Here is an 18,482-nt window from a genome sequence, read left to right on the forward strand (position 1 = left end):
CCCGCAGGAACGCCATGCGTCGGTCCGCCTCGCTGCCCAGTGCCGCGGCGAGGCGGACCGTGCGCATCGGCGACGAGAGCCTGCGCAGGACCGACGCGGCCGGGTCGTCGAGCTCGTAGGTCCGCGGCGTGCCCGTGCGCGTGTCGAGCACCTCCGGTGCGCCGTGCGGGCCGGTCGACAGTGAGAGCTGCGGCACCGGTCCGTCGCCGTTCCACTGCTCCTGCCACCTGTCGATCAGCCGGTTGATCGGCTCCAGCCATTCGATCGCGTCCAGCATGTAGGGCGAGAGGTTCTCGTCCGAGAAGAAGTAGGCGAGCTTCGCGATGCTGTCATCGCCGAACGGCTAAGGGCTGTCCCGTAAGTGATCTTGCTGTGCGATGATCTTGGTCGTGGCGTGTGGCGCCGACGGGCGTTGATCTGCATGCCGGGAATCGGACCCCCATCAACGGAGTTGGTGGCGGATGAGAGCCGTTATTGGAGGGTCATGCGAGCGATTCAGGTGTACGAAGTGGGCGGTCCCGAGGTGCTGCAGGAGGCCGATGTGGACCAGCCGCGGCCGGGTCCGGGCGAGGCGGTCGTGGAGGTCGCCGCATCCGGGGTCAACTTCCTCGACGTCTACCACCGCGAGGGTCGATATGTCCTCCCGCTGCCTTTCACCCCGGGCACTGAGGGCGCTGGCACGGTCGTCGAAGTTGGACCGGACGTGGCTGACGTCGCCGTGGGGGACCGGGTCGGTTGGGTGGAGATTCCCGGCACCTATGCCGAGCGGGCCGTCGTGGACTCCTCGCGGCTGGTGCCGCTGCCCGACGATATCGGCTTCGAGACCGCCGCCGCCGTGCTCCTGCAAGGGATGACCGCGCACTATCTCGTCACAGACGCTTACCCGGTCCAGCGGGGCGACACGGTACTCGTGCATGCGGCTGCTGGTGGCATGGGGCTCCTTTTGACCCAGCTCATCACCCACCTCGGCGGCAGGGTGATCGGCACGACGTCGACCGCGGCGAAGGCCGAGGTGGCGAAGCGTGCCGGGGCCGCTGAGGTGATCCTTTCCTCCGCAGTCGACGATCTCGCAGCCGAGGTGAGGCGGCTCAACGGCGGTCAGGGACTGCCGGTTGTCTTCGACGGCGTCGGCGCGCACACCTTCGATGCGAGCCTCGCCAGCCTGCGAACCCGCGGCCATCTCGTGCTCTTCGGCGCGGCAAGTGGTGTCGTGCCGCCGTTTGATCCGATTCGGCTCGCCCAGGGCGGTTCGCTGACCCTGATCCGGCCCAGCCTCGGGGACTTCATCGCCGATCGGTCCGAACTGCTCCGACGGGCTGCCGATGTGTTCGAGTGGGTGCGCTCCAAGGCGCTCGAGGTCACCGTAACGGGCCGCTACGCATTGTCCGAGGCCGCCCAGGCCCACAGCGATCTGGAGGCTCGGCGTACCACCGGCAAGCTGCTCGTTGTACCGGATGCAGCCGTTATTGGATACCGCGAGGGGACGCGCAGCTGATGCAGGGTTCCGCTGGGTGACACGGCCGGGATACCTGGGTCCCGTACTGGGGTGCCGTCACGATGACCCGCTCAACGCGCGGGCGCCTGCCAGAGAAGGAGCTTTCGCTTCTAAGGGCTGTCCCGTAGATGATCTTGGGGCTGGTGAGGATGTGGTCGGCTGAGGTTCGGTCTGCTCGCCTATCCGCGAGGTTGAGGTTGTGCAGGCGGGCGATGCCGAGCATGGCGTGGTGGACGCCGTCGCCGCGCAGGCGGCAGTCACGCAGGATCTTGTAGGTCTTCATGCGGGCGAAAGTGTGCTCGACGCGGGCGCGCACCTGCTTGTGGGACTTGTTGTGGGCCTGTTTTCCAGTCGGGCAGTTCCTCGCCCCTGCGGCGGCGGTGCGGCATGACCAGCCCGGTGCCCGGGTAGCCGCCGTCGGCGATCGTGGTGGTCTTGCCGACGGCGGCCTTGGCGCCGGACTCGGCCCACGCCCGGCAGTCGTGGCGGTTGCCCGGCAGCGGCCGGCCGACCACGACGACCATGCGGGTGTCGGCTTCGATGACGACCTGGTGGTTGGTGGAGTAGCGGTAGTTCTTCGACTGCTCGGCCACCTTATGGTCGCGGGTCGGCACCAAGGTGCCGTCCACGATCAGCACCGTGTCCTTCGCGAACCGCTTACGGGGCAGCAGCGCCAGCTTCGGCCCGAGATGGTCGATGACGCGGTCGGCGGGGACTTCGACACCCCGAACAGCGGGGCCAGTTGGCGCAGCGTCAGGTTGGTCCGCCAGTAGGCGGCGACCAGCAGCACCCGGTCCTCCAGCGGCAGCTTCCACGGCCGGCCCCGGCCCGGAGCGTCGGCGCCCTCGCGGCGGAGTTGGGTCACCAACTTGCCGAAGGTGCGCGGGCTCAGCCCGGTAAACGGCTCTATCCAGGACGGCACGGACGCCGTGATCACACCAGCCACGACCAAGATCATCGCACAGCAAGATCACTTACGGGACAGCCCTTAGACGAGCTGGTAGAAGTCCAGCGGCTGGAGCTGCAGGCCGAACCCGTCCGGGTCCATGAAATAGGGGCTGTAGCGGTCGAAGCGGATCAGGTGGGCGCCCGACGGCGGCGGCAGGTGGGCGAGCAGTGGAATGTCCTGCTCGTACTTCTCGTACACCGAGGCGGGTTCGCCGGGGAAGCCTGACCAGCCGTGCCAGTGCGATGCTGGCGGTGTTCCGGGTGAACCTCGAGGTGAACCCGACGACGTCCATCGCATCGAGGTGATGGCGCTCCACCAGCTGGGCGCAGAAGTCCGCGATGCCGCGCCGCCGGTCCACCAGGTATTCCCGGAAATCCTGCCAGTGGTCCCGGCGGTGGTAGCGGCGGAAGTATTCCTCGGTGTTGTCCGGTGAATCCGGGAAGGCAACATCCCGGAACAGCCAGCCACCCACGCCGCTGGTGAAGTGCTCGACGTCCTGCGACAGCTCGGCGTAGGCCTCGGCGCCGAAGTAGCTGACGAAGTCCTGATTGAGGTAGCGGACGCTGACGTCTACCTCGTCCTGGAATTCCTGTCGGGTCAGCGCAGCCAGCTGGCTGAGTGCGAAGGACGGCCGCCGCCAATCGGCGAAGGGCATGTTCACGAGGCCGATCCTGATCACCATCGTCCCCAATCCTCGACTGGACATGGCCGGGTGCGCACGGAAGTTCCGGAACGGCCCCGAGGCCCGGATCGAATTCCCCGATCGTAGCCTGCGCGCCCCGGGGTCAACTCCGGTCGCTTGCACCGTCCTTCCCGACGGCGATGTGCAACTGACAGATCCTGGCGGTTGAACACCGCTTGTGCACGCCCGGGTCGGTCGGTTCTAGTGGCCTGGATAGCTGGGAGTTCGGGAAGGTGGACGATGAATCCGTTCGATGACCCTGGAGCCGTTTATGTGGTGCTGGTCAACGACGAGGGGCAGTTCTCCCTGTGGCCCGAGTTCGCCGAGGTCCCGGACGGTTGGCGGATTGCCCATCGGGCAGCGGCCCGTGCGACCTGCATCGAGTTCATCGAGGGGAATTGGACGGACATGAGGCCGGCGAGTCTCGTGCGAGCTGCCCGAACCACCGCACCCTAGTCGTCCCGCCCGACATCGGAAGCAGGAAATGGAGGGGACGTGGCTGCGGCACCGCTGTCGTTCGCACAGGAGCGGTTGTGGTTCCTGAACCAGGTGGAGGGGCTGTCGGCGGCCCACAATTCGGCCGAGACGTTCCGGCTGTCCGGTCCGCTGGACGCCGGGGCGCTGGAGGCGGCGCTCGGTGACGTGGCGGTCCGGCACGAGGTCCTGCGCACGGTCTTCCCGATGGGCGACGCCGGCCCGCACCAGCAGGTGCTCGCCCCGGCGCAGGGCCGGCCGGAGCTGGTGGTGGTCGAGCCGGGCGAGCGGGAGTTGGGTGCGGCGGTGGCCGAGGCCGCCGGGCGCGGGTTCGACCTGACGGTGGATCCGCCCTTGCGCGCCTGGCTGTTCGTCGTCGGGCCGGCGGAGCACCTGCTGGTCGTGGTGCTCCACCACATCGCGTGGGACGCCTGGTCGGCCGGGCCGTTCTGGCAGGGCCTGTCCCTGGCCTACGAAGCCCGGCTCGCCGGCGCCGAACCGCAGTGGGACCCGCTGCCGGTGCAGTACGCGCAGTACGCGGTCTGGCAGCGCGCGGTGCTCGGGGACGAGGACGACCCGGAGAGTGCGATGTCCCGGCACCTGGCCTACTGGCGATCCGAACTCACCGGAATGCCGGAGGAGTTGGCGCTGCCGACGGACCGTCCGAGGCTGCCGGCGCCCAGCCTGGTGCTCGGCACGGCACCGTTCCGGGTGGCGGCCGAACTGCACCGCAGGCTGGGTGAGCTGGCCCTGAGCAGCGAGGCCACCATGTTCATGGTGCTGCACGCGGCAGTCGTCGCCCTGCTGACCCGGTTGGGGGCGGGGACGGACATCCCGGTGCGCACCACGGTGGCCGACCGCCCCGACGACGCCCTGGGCGAGCTGGTCGGCTTCTTCGTGAACACCGTGGTGCTACGGGTCGACACCGCCGGTGCCCCGAGCTTCCGTCGGCTGCTCGGCCGCGTCCGGGACACCGACCTGGCCGCCTACGAGCACCAGGAGCTCCCCTTCGAGAAGGTCGTGCACGCGCTCAACCCGGAGCGCTCGCTCGACCGGCACCCGCTCTGCCAGGTCGCGATCGCCTGCTACGACGGGCTCGCGAACGAGCTGCGGCTCAAGGACGTCCAGGCCCGGCACGAGAGCATCGACACCAACGCCGGGGTGCTGGACCTGATCTTCGACCTGAACGAGACCCACACGGCGGAGGGCGGGCCGGGTGGCATCGAGGGCACCCTGGCCTTCGCCGTGGACCTGTTCGACCCGGAGACCGCGGCCCTGCTGACCAGGAGTCTGGTGCGGCTCCTCGAAGCCGTGGTCGAGCTGCCCGACGCGCCGCTCGACCGGGCCGACATCGGCTTCCCCCTCGACCGGACCAGGCCGCTGCCGCACCACGGCACCGCCGTGAGCGCGGCGAAGGCGCCCCGGGGCGAGGTGTCCCCGCCGGTGGAGCCGGGGGTGCGCACGCCGCTCGAGGAGACACTGTGCGAGTTGTTCTCCGAGGTCCTCAAGCGGACCTCGGTGCGGCCCGAGGACGACTTCTTCATGCTCGGCGGGCATTCGCTGGCGGCGACCCGACTGGTCAGCCGGATCCGCTCGGTGCTCGGCGTCAGGCTCGGGATCCGGGAGTTCTTCGACGAACCCACCGCGGCGGGAGTCGCCCGCAGGATCGGCGCGGTCGCCCGGCCAAATCCGCTGCCGCCGATCTCCCGCCGGCCCGCGGGGCCGGACGGTGGCGTCGTGACGGCAGGTCAGGATGTCTAGCCGACGGGGGAGTCGCCATGGGTCCGGGTGATCCGGAGCCGCTCATGCGGTGCCTGCACGAGATCTTCGAGGACCGCGCCGCCGCCGCGCCCGGTGCGCCGGCGGTGGCCGCCGAGGACGAGCAACTGAGCTACGGCGAGCTGGACCTCCGCGCCGACCGACTGGCCCAGCGGCTCGTCGACGCGGGGGTGCGGCGCGGCTCCCTGGTGGGCATCCACCTGGAGCGCGGGCCGGGGATGGTGGTGGCGATCCTCGCCACGCTGAAGGCCGGGGCCGGCTACGTGATGCTGGACCGGGACTTCCCGGAGCACCGGCTGCGCGGCATGGTCGAGGACACCCGCCCTGCGGTCGTGGTGGCCGAGGACGCGGCGCAGGTGCGGCGGCTCGGCACCTCGGCGCGCTTCGTCGCGCCGACCGGCGGCGACGGCCGGGCGCTGCCCCGGGGCACCGTGGGCGCCCGGCCCGCCGACCCGGCCTGCGTCATCTTCACCTCCGGCTCCACCGGGCGGCCGAAGGGCGTGGCCGCTCCGCACCGGGCGATCGTCGCCACCATCGAGGGACAGAGCTACACCCGCTTCGGCCCCGAAACGGTCTGGCTGCAGTGCGCGCCGGTCTCCTGGGACGCGTTCGCCCTGGAACTCTGGGGCCCGCTGCTCTCCGGCGGCGCCTGCGTCCTCCACCCGGGCAGCCCCGATCCGATCCGCATGGCGCAGCTCGTCGAGCGGCACGGCATCACCACCATGAACCTCCCGACCGTCCTCTTCCACGTGATCGCGGACGCGTACCCGGCCGCCTTCGCGGGCCTCACCGACCTGCTCGTCGGCGGTGAGCGACTCTCGCCCGAGCACGCCGCGCAGGTGGTCCGGGCCTTCCCGCGACTGCGGTTCGTCAACGGGTACGGACCGGTCGAGTGCATGATCTTCGTGACCACGCACCGGGTCACCCCGGACAGCGCGGCGCGGGCCTCGGTGCCGATCGGCCGCGCCCTGGGCGGCAAGCACGTCCGGGTGCTGGACGGGCGCCTGCGACCGGTGCCCGACGGGGAGGTGGGCGAGCTGTACGCCGCCGGGGAGGGGTTGGCCCACGGATACCTCGGCCGGCCCGGGGCCACCGCCGAGCGGTTCGTCGCCGACCCCTTCGGCAGTCCGGGCGGGCGGATGTACCGTACCGGCGACCTGGTGCGGTGGCACGCCGACGAGCCCCTGGAGTTCGTCGGCCGGGCGGACGGGCAGGTGAAGATCCGCGGCGTCCGGGTCGAACTCGCCGAGGTGGAAGCCGCGTTGGCGGCACATCCGGCGGTCGGCAGGGCAGTCGTCGTCGCCACCGGCGACGATCCGGCGGACCGGCACCTGATCGCCTATCTGACGACGCACCGGGAACCGGGCGGCGCAGCCACCGGGCAGGACCTCCGGGCCCATGCGGCCGGGCGGCTGCCGGAGTTCATGGTGCCCTCCCGGTTCGTCCTGCTGGACGAGTTCCCCCTGACGCACAATGGCAAGCTCGATCGCACGGCCCTGGTCAGCTGCGAAGCGGGCCGGCCGCTCGGAGGTGGGCAGGAATGCTGATACTCGGATTCAAAGAAGGTCACGACGGCGCGATCGCCGCGATCGAGGACGGGCGGCTCCTCTTCTCCCTGGAGGCGGAGAAGGACTCGTTCCCGCGCTACGACCGGCTGACCGCCGAAGTGCTGCTGGTCGCGGCGGAACGGCTGGGGCGGTTACCCGACGCCCTGGCGGTCGGGGGGTGGGTCAAGGGCAACCACTCCGTGGAGCCCCCCTCCCGGACCGGCTACTTCGGGGTGGGGCCGGGGGCGGTCTCCGACGAGGCCGCACGGTTCTTCGGCCGGGACGTCCGGGTCTTCTCCTCGACGCACGAGCGGTCGCACATCATGTCCGCGTTCGGCCTCTCCCCGTTCCCACCCGGGCAGCCCTGCTACTGCCTGGTCTGGGAGGGGAACATCGGGTCGTTCTACCTGATCGACGAAGTCGGCGCGGTCACCCACCTGCGCCACGTCCTGGCCGACCCGGGGAACAAGTACGCGTACCTGTTCGCGCTCGCCGATCCGCACTTCCCGGCGAACAAGGGCCTGCTCCGGCTGCAGGACGCCGGGAAGCAGATGGCCCTGACCGGCTTCGCGCAGCAGACCGCGATGACCGGGGACGAGCAGCGGCTCATCGACTTCATCCTGGACCAGGAGGAGATCATCCTCCGCCTGGCGAAGGACGAGATGACCTGGACGCCGTTCCACAACATCGGCGTGGACTCCCAGGAGTACCGGAACCTGGCGGCGAAGCTGTCCGACGCCGTCTTCGACCGCTTCTACCAGTACGCCAAGGGGGCGCTCACCGAGGGCTACCCGCTGCTGATCTCGGGCGGCTGCGCGCTCAACTGCGAGTGGAACCGGCGCTGGCGCGAGTGCGGGCTCTTCCCCGAGGTGTTCGTGCCGCCCTGCCCGAACGACAGCGGCTCGGCCCTGGGCACGGCGATCGACGCCCAGCTGCACTACACCGGCTCGGCCGCGGTCTCCTGGGACGTCTACGCCGGGGACGCCTTCGTCGAGGACGCCGGCTTCGACCCGGTGGCGTACGACGTGCGACCGCTGGACTACGCCGAGGTGGCCGCCTGCCTCGCCGACGGCAAGGTGCTCGGCTGGGCGCAGGGGCGCTGCGAGATGGGCCCGCGTGCGCTCGGCAACCGATCCGTCCTGGCGGCGCCCTTCAGCCCGGAGACCACGGCCCGGCTGAACCGGATCAAGCAGCGTGAAGGCTACCGGCCGATCGCGCCGATCTGCCTCGAGGAGGACGCCGACCGCTGGTTCCGAGGCTCGATCCCCGACCCCTACATGCTCTACTTCAGCCAGGTGGTGTCCGAGGATCTCCAGGCCGTCACGCACGTCGACGGCACGGCTCGGGCGCAGACGGTGACGGCGGAACAGAACCCGCAGATGGCCCGCCTGCTCACGGCGTTCCGCGAGAACACCGGCTTCAGCGTGCTGTGCAACACCTCGCTCAACTTCTCCGGGCGCGGATTCATCAACCGGACGAGCGACCTGATCAAGTACGGCGAGGAGCACGGCCTGGACGGCTACGTCGTGGGTGACACGTTCGCGGTGCGGCGGGAGCCGGCCGCGTGAGGCCGGACCAGCGGCGACCGCTCGCCGGCACCCGGGCGGCTCCCGACTTCTTCCGCCTCGAGGAACGGGCCGAGTTCGCCCCCGAGTTGGTGGTGGACGTGCTGCACGGCAGGCGGCTCGGCGTGATCTTCCGGGACGTGATCCCGGAGGCGGCCCGCAAGGAGTCGGTGGCCAGGTTCTGGGCCAGCCCCGCCCGCCGGCACCGTGAGGGGGAACCCTCCCACTACGTCGGCTCCTACCACTGGAACAAGTCGACCGAGACCTATCTCGGTGAGACCGCGGAGGTGGTGGCGCACGTCCGGGGCGTGCTCGACGTACCGGATTCGCCGTGGCGGTCGTTCAGGTCGCAGCTGGCCGAGGAGCTCGCCCGGCAGGACGCCGTGATCCGGATCGCGGAGCACCAGGGCGCCCAGGCCTGCCCGGCGTTGATCCGGGCCTGGGACAAGGCGGGCAGGTTCGCCCTCGAACCCCACGAGGACGCGGCACAGTGCACGGACCCGCGACAGGCCGGCTTCGAGATCCAGGCCGTGCTGGACCACGAGGTCTGCGCCGTCAACATGTGTGTCGAGCACGAGGAGGGCGGGCGGCTGGTCATCTGGAACATCCGCCCCGACGCCGCCAGCCGGCGACGGCTGGGGATCGAGCACACCGGATTCTCCTACCCGGCGGACGCCCTCGACGGCTTCGACGAGCTGCGCATCGACGTCCGGCCCGGCGACGTCTACGTGTTCAACGGCTCCTACGTGCACGCCGTGGACGCCAGCACGGGCAACCGCACCAACCTGTCCTTCCTGATGGGGTTCATCGACGACCGCACCGTCGTCAGCTGGACCTGACCGCTGACCGCTGACCGCTGACGGAGAGCCTTCCCGACATGACTGAGCTCCACCTCTCTGCCGTGGCGTACGAGCACGGTGAACGACGAAGCATCGCCGAACTGTCCGGACAGCTGGACGCGGAACTGCTCGGCCCGGACACCGGCCTGTGCTGGTACCGGGCCAGCGACCGGGAGATCTGGGAGCTCGCGCGGGCGGCCGCCGCCCGTACCCTCGCGGACTGCCCGGAGCCGCCCGACCTGCTCGTCTACGTGACCGAGAACGACCACGGGAGCAGCGACTCCCTGGTGCGCCTGGTGAGTTCGCTCGACCTCCCCGCCACCGCGTACCTGCGGGTGTCCGGGCACGACTGCGGAAACCTCGGCCCCGCCCTGCTGCTCGCCGAGCAGGCCATCGCCGCCGGCGAGCACCGCCGGGTGCTGGTCCTGCTGGCCGATCGGGTGCTGGACGGTGACCGGAGCCAGGCCGACACGCTCTCCGTGGTCAGCGACGGCGCCGCGGCCTGTCTGGTCACCGCCGAGGCGCTCGACGTGGCCGGTGCCCGGTACGCCGTGCACGCGGTGTCGACCGCCACCGACTCCACCGCCGCAGCGGGTGAGGAGGGTGACCGGATCCTGGGCACGGTGGCGCTCTCCGGCACGGCCACCGGGGCGGTCACCCGGCGGACCGGACGCGAGCCGGCCGACTTCGACCACCTGCTCTTCCCGAACTACCGGACCATCAGCCAGCAGTTCCTCTGCTCGGCGATGGGCGTGCCCGTCGACCGGCTGCTGGTCGGCCCGGTGGCCGAGTTCGGGCACTGCTTCTCCGCAGACGTCCTGGTGTCCCTGGCGCACTGCGCGGACACCGGGCAGATCCGGCCGGGAGACCACGTACTGGCGTTCGGGGACGGCCCGAACTCCTGGACCTCGCTCGCGGTCGAGCGGCTCGGCTGACCGCCCGAACCAACTGGGGGACCTGCCATGCCCATCGTCGTCACCGGTCCGGTGGACCGGGAGGTACTGGACCTCGTCGCGGACGGGACGGGGCCACCCGGCCCCGCCGGGTTCGTGACCGATCCCCGGCGGGCCGTGGTCGTCGCCGACGACCACTCGCTCCACGGCCGGGAGCACCCCCGCGCCGGTCAGGACACGGTGACCGTGCGGGCGCACCGGGCGCGGAGGACCGCGCTCGGCCTGATCGCGGTCTCGAAGCCCCTCGTCGAGGTCGTCGGGCCGCCCGCCCGGGGGTTCCTGACGGCGTTGCGCCACGCCGAGGAACGGTGCCGCGCGAGCGGCCCGCGGGTGCCGCTGCCGCAGTCCGCCGGCCGGGACGTGGTGCTGGTCGGCGCGGGGATCGTCAACCTCGTCACCGCCTGGTACCTGGCCCGCGCCGGCCACCGGCTGCGGATCCTGGACGCCCGGCCCGACCCGAGGACGGCCCTGCACTGGTCCGCCTACGGCTGCAGCCGGGCCGGCGGCGACGCCCGGATGTTCACCCTGACCGAGGCGGACGACTACCACGCCAAGGTCGCCGGCGACCGGTTCACCGTCAACGGAGTCCTGCGCCGCTCGCTCGACGACGGGGGCTGGAACGTCAGGTCGGCGCCCTTCACCGGCGCGGAGGAGCGCTGGGTGTCGGACTTCGAGAGCGTGCCGTGCTGGCTGGCCCGGATCTACGACGAGGACATCCTCTCCTTCAACCGCGAGAGCCGCGGGCTCTGGGCATCCCTGATCGAGGAGTGCCCGGAGCTGTTCGAGGACGTCGGCCACCGGCCGGGAATCCTGCGGCTCTACACGCACCGGCAGCAGTTCGAGCAGTCGGTGCTGCGCCACACCGGCCTCGGCGCCCTGCAACGCGTGCTCGACCCGGAGGAGCTGCGCCGACGCCACCCCGGGCTCGCCGACGCGACCGACGAGCTGGCCGGCGGTCTGGAGGTGCCCGGGTTCACGGTCAACGTGCACGCCTTCATCGCGCGGCTGATCTCCCGGTTGCAGCAGGCCGGGGCGGTGTTCGGCTGGTCCACGCCCGTCGAGCGGCTGGAGCGGGCCGACGACGGCCGGCTGCAGGGCCTGCGGGTCGCGGGCGAGCTGGTGACGGCCGATCACTACGTCCTCTCCCCGGGGACACACGGCCGGGAGCTGCTGGCCGGCACGCGCTCCGCCGACAAGATCCATGGCGTGCTGGGCGTGTGGCTCACCCTGCCGAACCTCGGGCCGGAGCTGCGGCACTCGCTCAAGATCGCCCGCCGCGGCCACCTGACCGAGGACGCCAACGTGACCCTGGGGACGGACGACCGCGGTCGCCCCACCCTCGTCGTGGGCTCCGGTTACGGGTACCTGGGTGCGGAGGGGGCCGGGGCCGATCCGGCCGAACTGGCGAAGATGTTCGCCGCGGTCGAGGACACCTGTCGGCAGTTCTTCCCCAAGGCGTACGCCCAGGCGTCCGGAGACGGCTCGCTGGAGCGCAGCCGCCGGGTCTGCGTCCGGCCCTGGACACCGGCCAACCTCGGGATCTTCGAGGCACTGCCGACCACGGCGGGCGGCGTCGGGGTGATCACCGGCGGCCACAACACGGGCGGCTTCGCCCAGGCGCCGAGCGTGGCCGAGGCCGTGGTCGCGGCCCTCGCGGGCCGGCCGCACCCGATGCACGAGCTCTACGACCCCCAGCGCCTGGACCGCTTCCTCCGGCCCGCCGCGGAGCGCGGCACCGAGCCGTCCCGCCCCGCCCTCGCGGCCTGCTCCGGCAGCGGGGTGCCGCGATGAACCTGATCCGGCGGAACGGGAACGAGTGGCACGCCGGGCCTGCCGCACCCGGCGAGCGCCTGCGGGTGGCCGTGCTCTGCTCGGACGACCCGCACCACACCTACCTGGTGTCCCGCCTCGCCCGCGAGCTGGACCTGGTGGGGGTCGTCGTCGAGCCGGGTGCCGCGCAGCAGCGGCGGCTCTGGGCCAGGCGCGCCTGGGTCGACGCGGTCGCCCGCGCCTACCAGGTCCGGCGCCAGCGGCTCACCGGCCGGTCCGCCTACCGGCGACGGTACTTCGCCGCGCTGACCGCCGGGGTGACCCCGCCGGCGGAGCGGGTGCGGCGGGTCGACTGGATCAACTCGGCGGCGGCCACGGCGCACCTGGAGCAGCTGCGCCCGGACGTGACCGTGGTCTGCGGGACCACCTACCTCAGGTCCGCGACCATCGCGGCCGGCGGGCTGATGATCAACATCCACGGTGGCCACCTGCCGCACTACAAGGGCAACCACTGCGTCTTCTTCGCCTTCCTGCGCAAGGACTACCAGCGGATCGGCGCGAGCCTGCACCTGGTCGCCGCCAAGCTGGACGGCGGCGACCTGCTGGAGGTCGTGCACCCGGAGATCCGGCCGCAGGACAACGACGAGCATCTCTACGACCGGTCGGTGCACCTGGCGATCGACCGCCTTGTCGAGATCCTCACGGCCTTGGAGGGCGGGCAGGCGGCCTTGCGCACCGTCGTGCAGGAGGACGCGGGGGAGACCTTCCGGCACCGCAGCCGCAAGCCGCACCTCGACCTGTGGGCGTGGCTGCGGATCCGGTCGGGGCTGGAACGGGTGCCGCACATCCCGCGCGGGCACGAACCCGTCCGCTGCCTGGCGCCGCTGGGCGACCGGCAGGACGAACCGCGCTGAGCCCGGCCCGGCGGTGGTGCGGAGCAAGGTGGCGCCCGGTCCTCGGACCGGGCGCCACCTTGGTCAGCTGAGGTAGTCCTCCGGGCCGGAGCCGCGGCGGACGGTGTCCAGGGTGAAGCAGTGCAGCCCGCCGCCGAACAGCCGCCGGTGCCGGTGGCGGACCGGGACGGTGGTGAAGCCGTGCCGCTCCAGGGTGCGCCGGAGCTCGGGGCACGCCTCGTTCACCAGGACCGTCTCCTGGTCGATCGACAGGACGTTGAGGTCGATGTACGGGCTGGTCAGCACCAGATCGTCGTCGTCGTAGGTCGGGAAGGCGTTGACCTCCGGCTCGGGCGCGAAGATCATGTCCCACTTGCGCAGCGGCTCGGGCAGCAGCTCCGCCACCTGCGGGGTCCGCACCAGGAGTGTCCCCGGCCGGAGCGCGAGCACCATGCTGTCGATGTGGTTGTCCGTCAGCGCGACCCGGTGGATCCTGAACCGGCCCTCCAGGTGGCGCTCCAGCCAGTCGCACCCCAGGGCGTGGTTCGCGGTCGAGACGTTGACCATCAGGTCCTTGCCGAGGCGCAGGCACTGAGCGCCGTCGATCATCATCTCGAAGCCCAGGTCGTAGGGCGACGACTTCGGCTCGGTGATGAACTCCGCCGGACTCCCGGGCGACCGCTCGGCGTAGGACGGGTCGAAGGAGGCGTCCGTCATCACCGGCCGGGGCATCACCGTCCACCGGGCGCCCTGCTGGAAGTACCCCTGGAACACCTTCTTCAGGAGCTGCGTCTCGAAGTACCGGGAGCGGACCTGCGGCGGGGTCTCGACGATCTCGTCGCCCAGGATGAGGGTGTTGTCCCGGATGTTCAGCGGCGGCAGGACCGCGGCGGGCCAGGCGAGGGTCTCGACCCGGGTCGCCTCGGCCAGCGGCATGGGCCGGTGCACCGTGACCGAGAGGGATTCGAGGGTCTGCACGATGCCCTCGACGTCCTCGTTGAGCTCCTCGACGTACCGCTTCTTGATCGGCGACTGCGGGCCCGCCGCCGGGCGGCTGCCTTCGCCGGGCGCGGACACCACCGGGTAGTACTGCTGGTCGTAGAACGACCGCTGGGTGGCGAGGTTGTCGTAGAAGAACAGCCGGAACGACAGTTCCTGTTCGTGCGTCGTGTAGTTCTCGGCCGACCCGACGATCACTTCCTGGAGGGGTGACCAACCGTCATAGCTGTTCAGGCGCATGAGCCTGCCTCCTCTGTGGTGTACGGACGCTGCGGCGCGGCCGGCCCGGCGGCCAGCCGTGCCAGGGTCGCCAGGGTGGGATCGGTCAGGAAGGCCGGGAGCGGGACGGCCACGCCGTACTCCGTCCTGACCCGCTCCAGCAGTTTCATGACCCTGACCGAATCGCCTCCGCCGGCGAAGAAGTGGTCCCGGAGCGTGGCGGTCCGGCAGTCCAGGACCTCGCACCAGAGTGCGGCGAGCCGGCGTTCCCGCGCGGTCCGCGGGGTGCCGTCGTGCTCCGCCTGGACAGGTGCGGGCAGGCGCGCGCGGTCGAGCCGGCCGGCCGGGTCGAGCGGCAGCCTGGGCAGCACGACGAGCCGGGTCGGCACCGCGTACTCGGGAAGCAGTGAGTGCAGGTATCGGAGCAGCTCCTCGGGGGCGGCGGCCTGCGGCCCCGGCGAGGTGAGGTACCCGATCAGGCGGTGGCCGGGCGGACCGTCCGGGTCGGCCAGCACGGCGGCGTGACGGACCGTCGGGTGGGCGCGCAGCAGCACCTCCGCCTCGGCCGGCGCTCCCTCGTCGGGGCCGGACTCGGTGCCGGACGCCTCGCTGCCGAACGTGTTGACCAGGTCGGCCCCGGCGAAGTGCTGGGCCACGCCCGCCATGTCACGCTCCGTCGGCTCCTCCCCGCCGAGCACGACGGCCCGCAGCTCGGGCACCGGTGCGCCGGCCGCCGACTGGACCAGGAAGAGCCGCAGCAGGGCGGGGGTGCAGGGCAGTACGGTCGCCCGGTGCCGGACGAGCTCGCCCAGCATGGTGGCCTGCGGGGCCGCCCGGGGGTTGACGACGTGCAGGCTCGCACCGCTGAGCAGCGCGCCGAACAGCTCCGGCGCCGGGCCGTCGAAGGCGGCGCGCGTGAGCAGCGGCACCCGGTCCTCGGGGGTGAGGCCCAGCCGGTCGGCGAACCGCAGCGCCTGGGCGAGCACGTCCCGGTTGGTCCGGCCCTGCGGCGCACCGCCGGCCCCGCCGGGCGGGCGGAGGCAGGCGAGCGCGTCGGGCGAGTCCGCAGGCTCGCGTGACGGCTCGCGCGACGGTGGGGCGGGCCCGTCGTCGTCGGCCGCCAGCACGGGGCGTCCGTCGGCCGGCCGCTCGGCCGCCCCGGCGTGCGCGGCATCGGCCAGGACCAGGGCCGGACCGGTCGCGGCCACGGTGGCGGACAGCTGGGCGGGGGACTGCTGCGGATCCAGCAGCAGGTAGGCGGAGCCGGCCTTCAGCACCGCGAGCACGGCCGCCACCAGCTCGATGCCGGGGCCGTACATGAGCGCGATCCGCGCCCCGGGAGCGGCCGCCGCCCGGAGCCGGGTGGCCAGCGCATCGGAGACGGCGTCCAGCTCGCGGTACGTCCAGCTGCCCGTGGGGCCGTGCACGGCGAGCCGGTCGCCGGACCGGGCGACGACCGCGCGGAACCGCCGGACGGGTGTCTCCTCGGAGGGGACCGGCGGCCCGGGGTCGGTCGGATTGCGCGTCATGCTGCTCTCCTGCTCGTGGTGGGCTTCCGTCAGGCGGGGATGAACAGCTCGCCGAGCTGCTGGTTGACCTCCCAGGCCTCGTCGAGATCGGGTGCCACGGTGCAGTACGTCGCCCCCTGCCGGACGGCGTCGTAGCCGCTCACGATCAGCACCCCGGTCCGGGTGGCCGGGTCGTACGCCAGCCCCGCGCCCGCGACGGCCGCACGCATCGCCTCGAAGGATGGGGTGGCCCAGCCCCGCGGCCACACGTTGGTGAGCAGCACCCGGTCCTTGTCGTAGCCCGGACCCACCACGACCTCGCCGAGCACGTGGTAGGAGTGCGTGGAGCTGGTGATCCGGCCGTTCCACTCGGTGAAGAGGACCTGGCGGTCCGGGGTGATGATCGCGTCGGCGCTGAGCCAGCCCCGGTAGCCCATCGCGTGCAGCGGTGCGCACACCTTCCGTCCGCCCTCGATCAGCTCGGCCTGGAGGTCGGCGTCGAGCCCGGGGGGCGTCAACTCGTTGACGTAGCGCGGCGCGTGCATCAGCTCGCCGATGCCGCCGAACACGATTGCGTCGTCCTCGATGTGGAACTCGGCGTAGTAGGCGCGGCTGTCGTTGAAGTACCGCTCGACCACCACCAGGTGCGCCCCGCCGTCGGTGAGCCAGTGCCAGTTCGCGGCCAGGTAGTCGCGCACCGCCGCGCGGTCCGTCAGGTGCACCGTCCGCCGGGCCCCGACCGGCCGCATCCCCGCCACCGGGCTGAGCACCTCGTTGCCCGCGCCGCCGGCGCCGTACTCGAGCTTCACCATCACGCTGTGGCCCTGCTCGATCAGCTTGGTGACCGCCTCCTCGGCGGCTCGGGCGTCGGCGCACACCGCCCCGGGGGAGAGCGGAGCGCCCGCTCCGCCCGCCGCGGCACGGAAGACCGCCTTGCTGCTGACCACGGCGCCGCCGCGCTGGCTGATGAAGGTGTGCCCGGCCAGTGCGGGCAGCGCGCCCAACTGCTCGGCGAGCACTGCCACCGAGACGTCCGGCCAGAGCGGGACGAGCTCCGTCGGCGGGCGGCCGCCGAGCGCGGCCAGCACCTCGGTGGCCAGGCGCGGATCGGCGACCTGGTCCGGAGTGAGCATGCCCGACGTCGACGACCCGGCGGCGGGCGGCACGACGATGCTCAGGGTGCGCCGGTCGACGCCGGTGTGTTCGGTCACGTACCGCAGGAACGACTCCTCGGGCACCTCCGGGAGCACCAGGACGTCATGGTCGCGGGCGAACCAGACGAAATGGTTCACCCACCAGACGGCTCCTTCGCTGTGGCCGCCCAGATTGCCGTCCCAGTCGTTGCCTATGAGGACTCTTGCCATCTCAGCCCCTCCTTGGAAACCATGGCGGGTGAGGACCAGTCAGCTCGAAACCCGCCCTGCGGGATGATGCCACAAACGGTCCGGCGTGCAAGCGGCACGGATTGCCGACTGCGCCATGTACGAGGTGTGCAAAGCGATTTCCGCGGAATTCCGTCAGGGAGGTGCGGGTCCATGACCGAACCGACATCCGGGCCGCTGCCGAGGCAGCGGCCCACCGTGCAGGTGTGCGAGACGCTCGCGGCGGTGCCGGCGGCGAGCTGGGCGCCGGTGGCGGCCGGGGCCGGGCTGTACTCCTCCCACGAGTGGCTGACGCTCGTGGAGCAGGAGACCCCCGGGCTCTGCCGCTACCTGCTGGCCCACGACGACGCCGGGCTGGTGGGCGCCCTGCCGGTCTACCTGGCCGCCGACGAGCCCAACCCGTACTACGACCCGCAGTCGGTGTTCCGCGCCGCCGTGCCGGGCCGGCACGGGCGGTACTGCGTGGCCGGCAGCCGCAGCGGCTACAGCAACGAGCTGCTGCTTGCCGACCGGCTCGGCGAGGCCGGGCAGCGGGCCACGGCCGCAGCGCTGCTCGACGAACTCGCCGCGCTGGCCGCTGCGCAGGGGCAGGAGCACGCCTTCCTCCTCTACCTCAACCAGCGTGGACTGAGCCAGGTCACGGGCTACGCGGAGGACGTCGCCCCGGTGCTCGGCTACAGCGCCGACGCCTGGCTCGACGCTCCCGGCCGGGTCTTCGACGACTACCTCGCCGCGCTCAGCGCCGGCCGGCGCTGGACCGTACGGAAGGAGATCCGGTGCTTCGCCGAGGAGGGTCTGCACACCGTCCGGACCGATCCGCGGGACCGGCTCGACCTGGTGGTGGAGTTCGCCCGGCTCGGTAACGAGAAGTACGGGATCGTGGAGAGCGAGGCCGGGCTGCGGACGCGGTTCGAGCGGCAGTGCGCGGTGTTCGGCGGGCAGGGCGTGCTGGTCGAGGGCCGACGGGGGCGGACGGTCCTGGGGGTGGCGCTCGGTTACCGCTGGGGGGACTGGCTGCACGTGCGGATGGCCGGGTTCGACCAGGCCGTGCCGGCCCGTGCCTACGCGTACTTCAACGTGGTGATCTACGAGTTGCTCCGGCACTGCTACGAGGCCGGTCTGCGAGGTCTCCACCTGGGCACCGGGTCCCACGATGCCAAGGGCGGCCGTGGAGCCCGGATCAGCCCGCTCGCCTCCGTGGCGCTGCCCGCCGCGGGCGCGGCGGGTGCCGACCCGGCCGCGCCGACCGCCCGCTCCGGGGCCCGCCGGTACTGGCGGCAGCAGGCCGAGCGGCGGCCGCAGTTGTTCGACGACGAGCTGTGGCGGCCGTGGATCGGCCGGTGAGGAGGGCGGGTATCCGACGCCCGACCCGAACCGACCCGAACCGACCCGACCCGAGCCGACCCGACCCGAGCCGAACCGACCCGA

Annotated in this window: 14 protein-coding genes and 1 pseudogene; 10 read left to right on the forward strand and 5 right to left on the reverse strand. The window is 71.9% G+C overall.

The window, feature by feature from the left end; genetic code table 11:
- Window positions 1–484: 484 nt before the first annotated feature.
- On the forward strand, window positions 485–1,495 hold the full coding sequence (locus ACR68M_RS32255) for a quinone oxidoreductase family protein (RefSeq protein ID WP_441247688.1): 1,011 nt from the start codon (window positions 485–487) through the stop codon (window positions 1,493–1,495).
- A gap of 184 nt (window positions 1,496–1,679) precedes the next feature.
- Here the strand turns inward: ACR68M_RS32255 and ACR68M_RS32260 are convergent.
- Window positions 1,680–2,441: pseudogene (locus tag ACR68M_RS32260) on the reverse strand (transposase); the annotation flags it as partial.
- 28 nt (window positions 2,442–2,469) lie between these two features.
- The gene (locus tag ACR68M_RS32265; protein WP_441247689.1) at window positions 2,470–3,126 is read right to left on the reverse strand and encodes a hypothetical protein; all 657 of its coding nucleotides are present in this window, start codon (window positions 3,124–3,126) and stop codon (window positions 2,470–2,472) included.
- A 240-nt stretch (window positions 3,127–3,366) separates the two neighbouring features.
- Between ACR68M_RS32265 and ACR68M_RS32270 the strand changes: the two genes are divergently transcribed.
- The 8 genes from ACR68M_RS32270 to ACR68M_RS32305 are packed head-to-tail and all read left to right on the forward strand — an operon-like array spanning window position 3,367 to window position 12,967.
- Window positions 3,367–3,582: an MbtH family protein gene (locus tag ACR68M_RS32270; RefSeq protein ID WP_441247690.1), complete on the forward strand. Its 216-nt coding sequence runs from the start codon at window positions 3,367–3,369 to the stop codon at window positions 3,580–3,582.
- Between the two features lie 39 nt (window positions 3,583–3,621).
- Window positions 3,622–5,361, forward strand: a complete 1,740-nt coding sequence (locus tag ACR68M_RS32275; protein WP_441247691.1) for a condensation domain-containing protein — start codon at window positions 3,622–3,624, stop codon at window positions 5,359–5,361.
- Window positions 5,362–5,405: 44 nt separating this feature from the next.
- Window positions 5,406–6,926, forward strand: coding sequence for an amino acid adenylation domain-containing protein (locus tag ACR68M_RS32280; RefSeq protein ID WP_441247692.1), 1,521 nt, complete (start codon window positions 5,406–5,408; stop codon window positions 6,924–6,926).
- Entirely contained in the window at window positions 6,920–8,494 is a 1,575-nt protein-coding gene (locus ACR68M_RS32285; protein WP_441247693.1) for a carbamoyltransferase C-terminal domain-containing protein, read from the forward strand. Before ACR68M_RS32280 ends, ACR68M_RS32285 begins: the two co-directional genes overlap by 7 nt.
- Window positions 8,491–9,330, forward strand: coding sequence for a hypothetical protein (locus ACR68M_RS32290; protein WP_441247694.1), 840 nt, complete (start codon window positions 8,491–8,493; stop codon window positions 9,328–9,330). The genes ACR68M_RS32285 and ACR68M_RS32290 overlap by 4 nt, the downstream gene beginning before the upstream one ends.
- Before the next feature lie 38 nt (window positions 9,331–9,368).
- A complete protein-coding gene (locus ACR68M_RS32295; protein ID WP_441247695.1) occupies window positions 9,369–10,265 on the forward strand; it encodes a 3-oxoacyl-[acyl-carrier-protein] synthase III C-terminal domain-containing protein in 897 nt (298 codons plus the stop codon).
- Between the two features lie 27 nt (window positions 10,266–10,292).
- On the forward strand, window positions 10,293–12,074 hold the full coding sequence (locus ACR68M_RS32300) for an FAD-dependent oxidoreductase (protein WP_441247696.1): 1,782 nt from the start codon (window positions 10,293–10,295) through the stop codon (window positions 12,072–12,074).
- Window positions 12,071–12,967: a formyl transferase gene (locus tag ACR68M_RS32305; protein ID WP_441247697.1), complete on the forward strand. Its 897-nt coding sequence runs from the start codon at window positions 12,071–12,073 to the stop codon at window positions 12,965–12,967. The genes ACR68M_RS32300 and ACR68M_RS32305 overlap by 4 nt, the downstream gene beginning before the upstream one ends.
- Window positions 12,968–13,030: 63 nt before the next feature.
- Here the strand turns inward: ACR68M_RS32305 and ACR68M_RS32310 are convergent, their stop codons facing one another.
- From ACR68M_RS32310 to ACR68M_RS32320, 3 genes are read right to left on the reverse strand one after another with little or no spacing between them, the layout of a single operon-like run.
- Window positions 13,031–14,185, reverse strand: a complete 1,155-nt coding sequence (locus tag ACR68M_RS32310) for a glycine amidinotransferase (RefSeq protein WP_441247698.1) — start codon at window positions 14,183–14,185, stop codon at window positions 13,031–13,033.
- Entirely contained in the window at window positions 14,176–15,693 is a 1,518-nt protein-coding gene (locus ACR68M_RS32315) for an AMP-binding protein (protein ID WP_441247699.1), read from the reverse strand. The genes ACR68M_RS32310 and ACR68M_RS32315 overlap by 10 nt, the downstream gene beginning before the upstream one ends.
- 29 nt (window positions 15,694–15,722) lie before the next feature.
- Window positions 15,723–17,036, reverse strand: a complete 1,314-nt coding sequence (locus ACR68M_RS32320) for a peptide ligase PGM1-related protein (RefSeq protein ID WP_441247700.1) — start codon at window positions 17,034–17,036, stop codon at window positions 15,723–15,725.
- Between the two features lie 171 nt (window positions 17,037–17,207).
- On the opposite strand from ACR68M_RS32320, the gene ACR68M_RS32325 reads away from it, so the two are divergent.
- Window positions 17,208–18,398 (forward strand): GNAT family N-acetyltransferase, encoded by a 1,191-nt coding sequence (locus ACR68M_RS32325; RefSeq protein ID WP_441247701.1) that lies wholly within the window; start codon window positions 17,208–17,210, stop codon window positions 18,396–18,398.
- Window positions 18,399–18,482 lie beyond the last annotated feature (84 nt).

Origin of the sequence: Kitasatospora sp. McL0602, assembly GCF_052076145.1 — a bacterium.
In the GTDB taxonomy this organism is placed as follows: Bacteria; Actinomycetota; Actinomycetes; order Streptomycetales; family Streptomycetaceae; genus Kitasatospora.

Coding starts and splice junctions, on each gene's coding strand:
- ACR68M_RS32295 (WP_441247695.1), top strand. CDS start 9,369: ATGACTGAGCTCCACCTCTCTGCCGTGGCGTACGAGCACGGTGAACGA.
- ACR68M_RS32280 (WP_441247692.1), top strand. CDS start 5,406: ATGCGGTGCCTGCACGAGATCTTCGAGGACCGCGCCGCCGCCGCGCCC.
- ACR68M_RS32320 (WP_441247700.1), bottom strand. CDS start 17,036: ATGGCAAGAGTCCTCATAGGCAACGACTGGGACGGCAATCTGGGCGGC.
- ACR68M_RS32285 (WP_441247693.1), top strand. CDS start 6,920: ATGCTGATACTCGGATTCAAAGAAGGTCACGACGGCGCGATCGCCGCG.
- ACR68M_RS32265 (WP_441247689.1), bottom strand. CDS start 3,126: ATGGTGATCAGGATCGGCCTCGTGAACATGCCCTTCGCCGATTGGCGG.
- ACR68M_RS32300 (WP_441247696.1), top strand. CDS start 10,293: ATGCCCATCGTCGTCACCGGTCCGGTGGACCGGGAGGTACTGGACCTC.
- ACR68M_RS32310 (WP_441247698.1), bottom strand. CDS start 14,185: ATGCGCCTGAACAGCTATGACGGTTGGTCACCCCTCCAGGAAGTGATC.
- ACR68M_RS32325 (WP_441247701.1), top strand. CDS start 17,208: ATGACCGAACCGACATCCGGGCCGCTGCCGAGGCAGCGGCCCACCGTG.
- ACR68M_RS32315 (WP_441247699.1), bottom strand. CDS start 15,693: ATGACGCGCAATCCGACCGACCCCGGGCCGCCGGTCCCCTCCGAGGAG.
- ACR68M_RS32255 (WP_441247688.1), top strand. CDS start 485: ATGCGAGCGATTCAGGTGTACGAAGTGGGCGGTCCCGAGGTGCTGCAG.
- ACR68M_RS32270 (WP_441247690.1), top strand. CDS start 3,367: ATGAATCCGTTCGATGACCCTGGAGCCGTTTATGTGGTGCTGGTCAAC.
- ACR68M_RS32305 (WP_441247697.1), top strand. CDS start 12,071: ATGAACCTGATCCGGCGGAACGGGAACGAGTGGCACGCCGGGCCTGCC.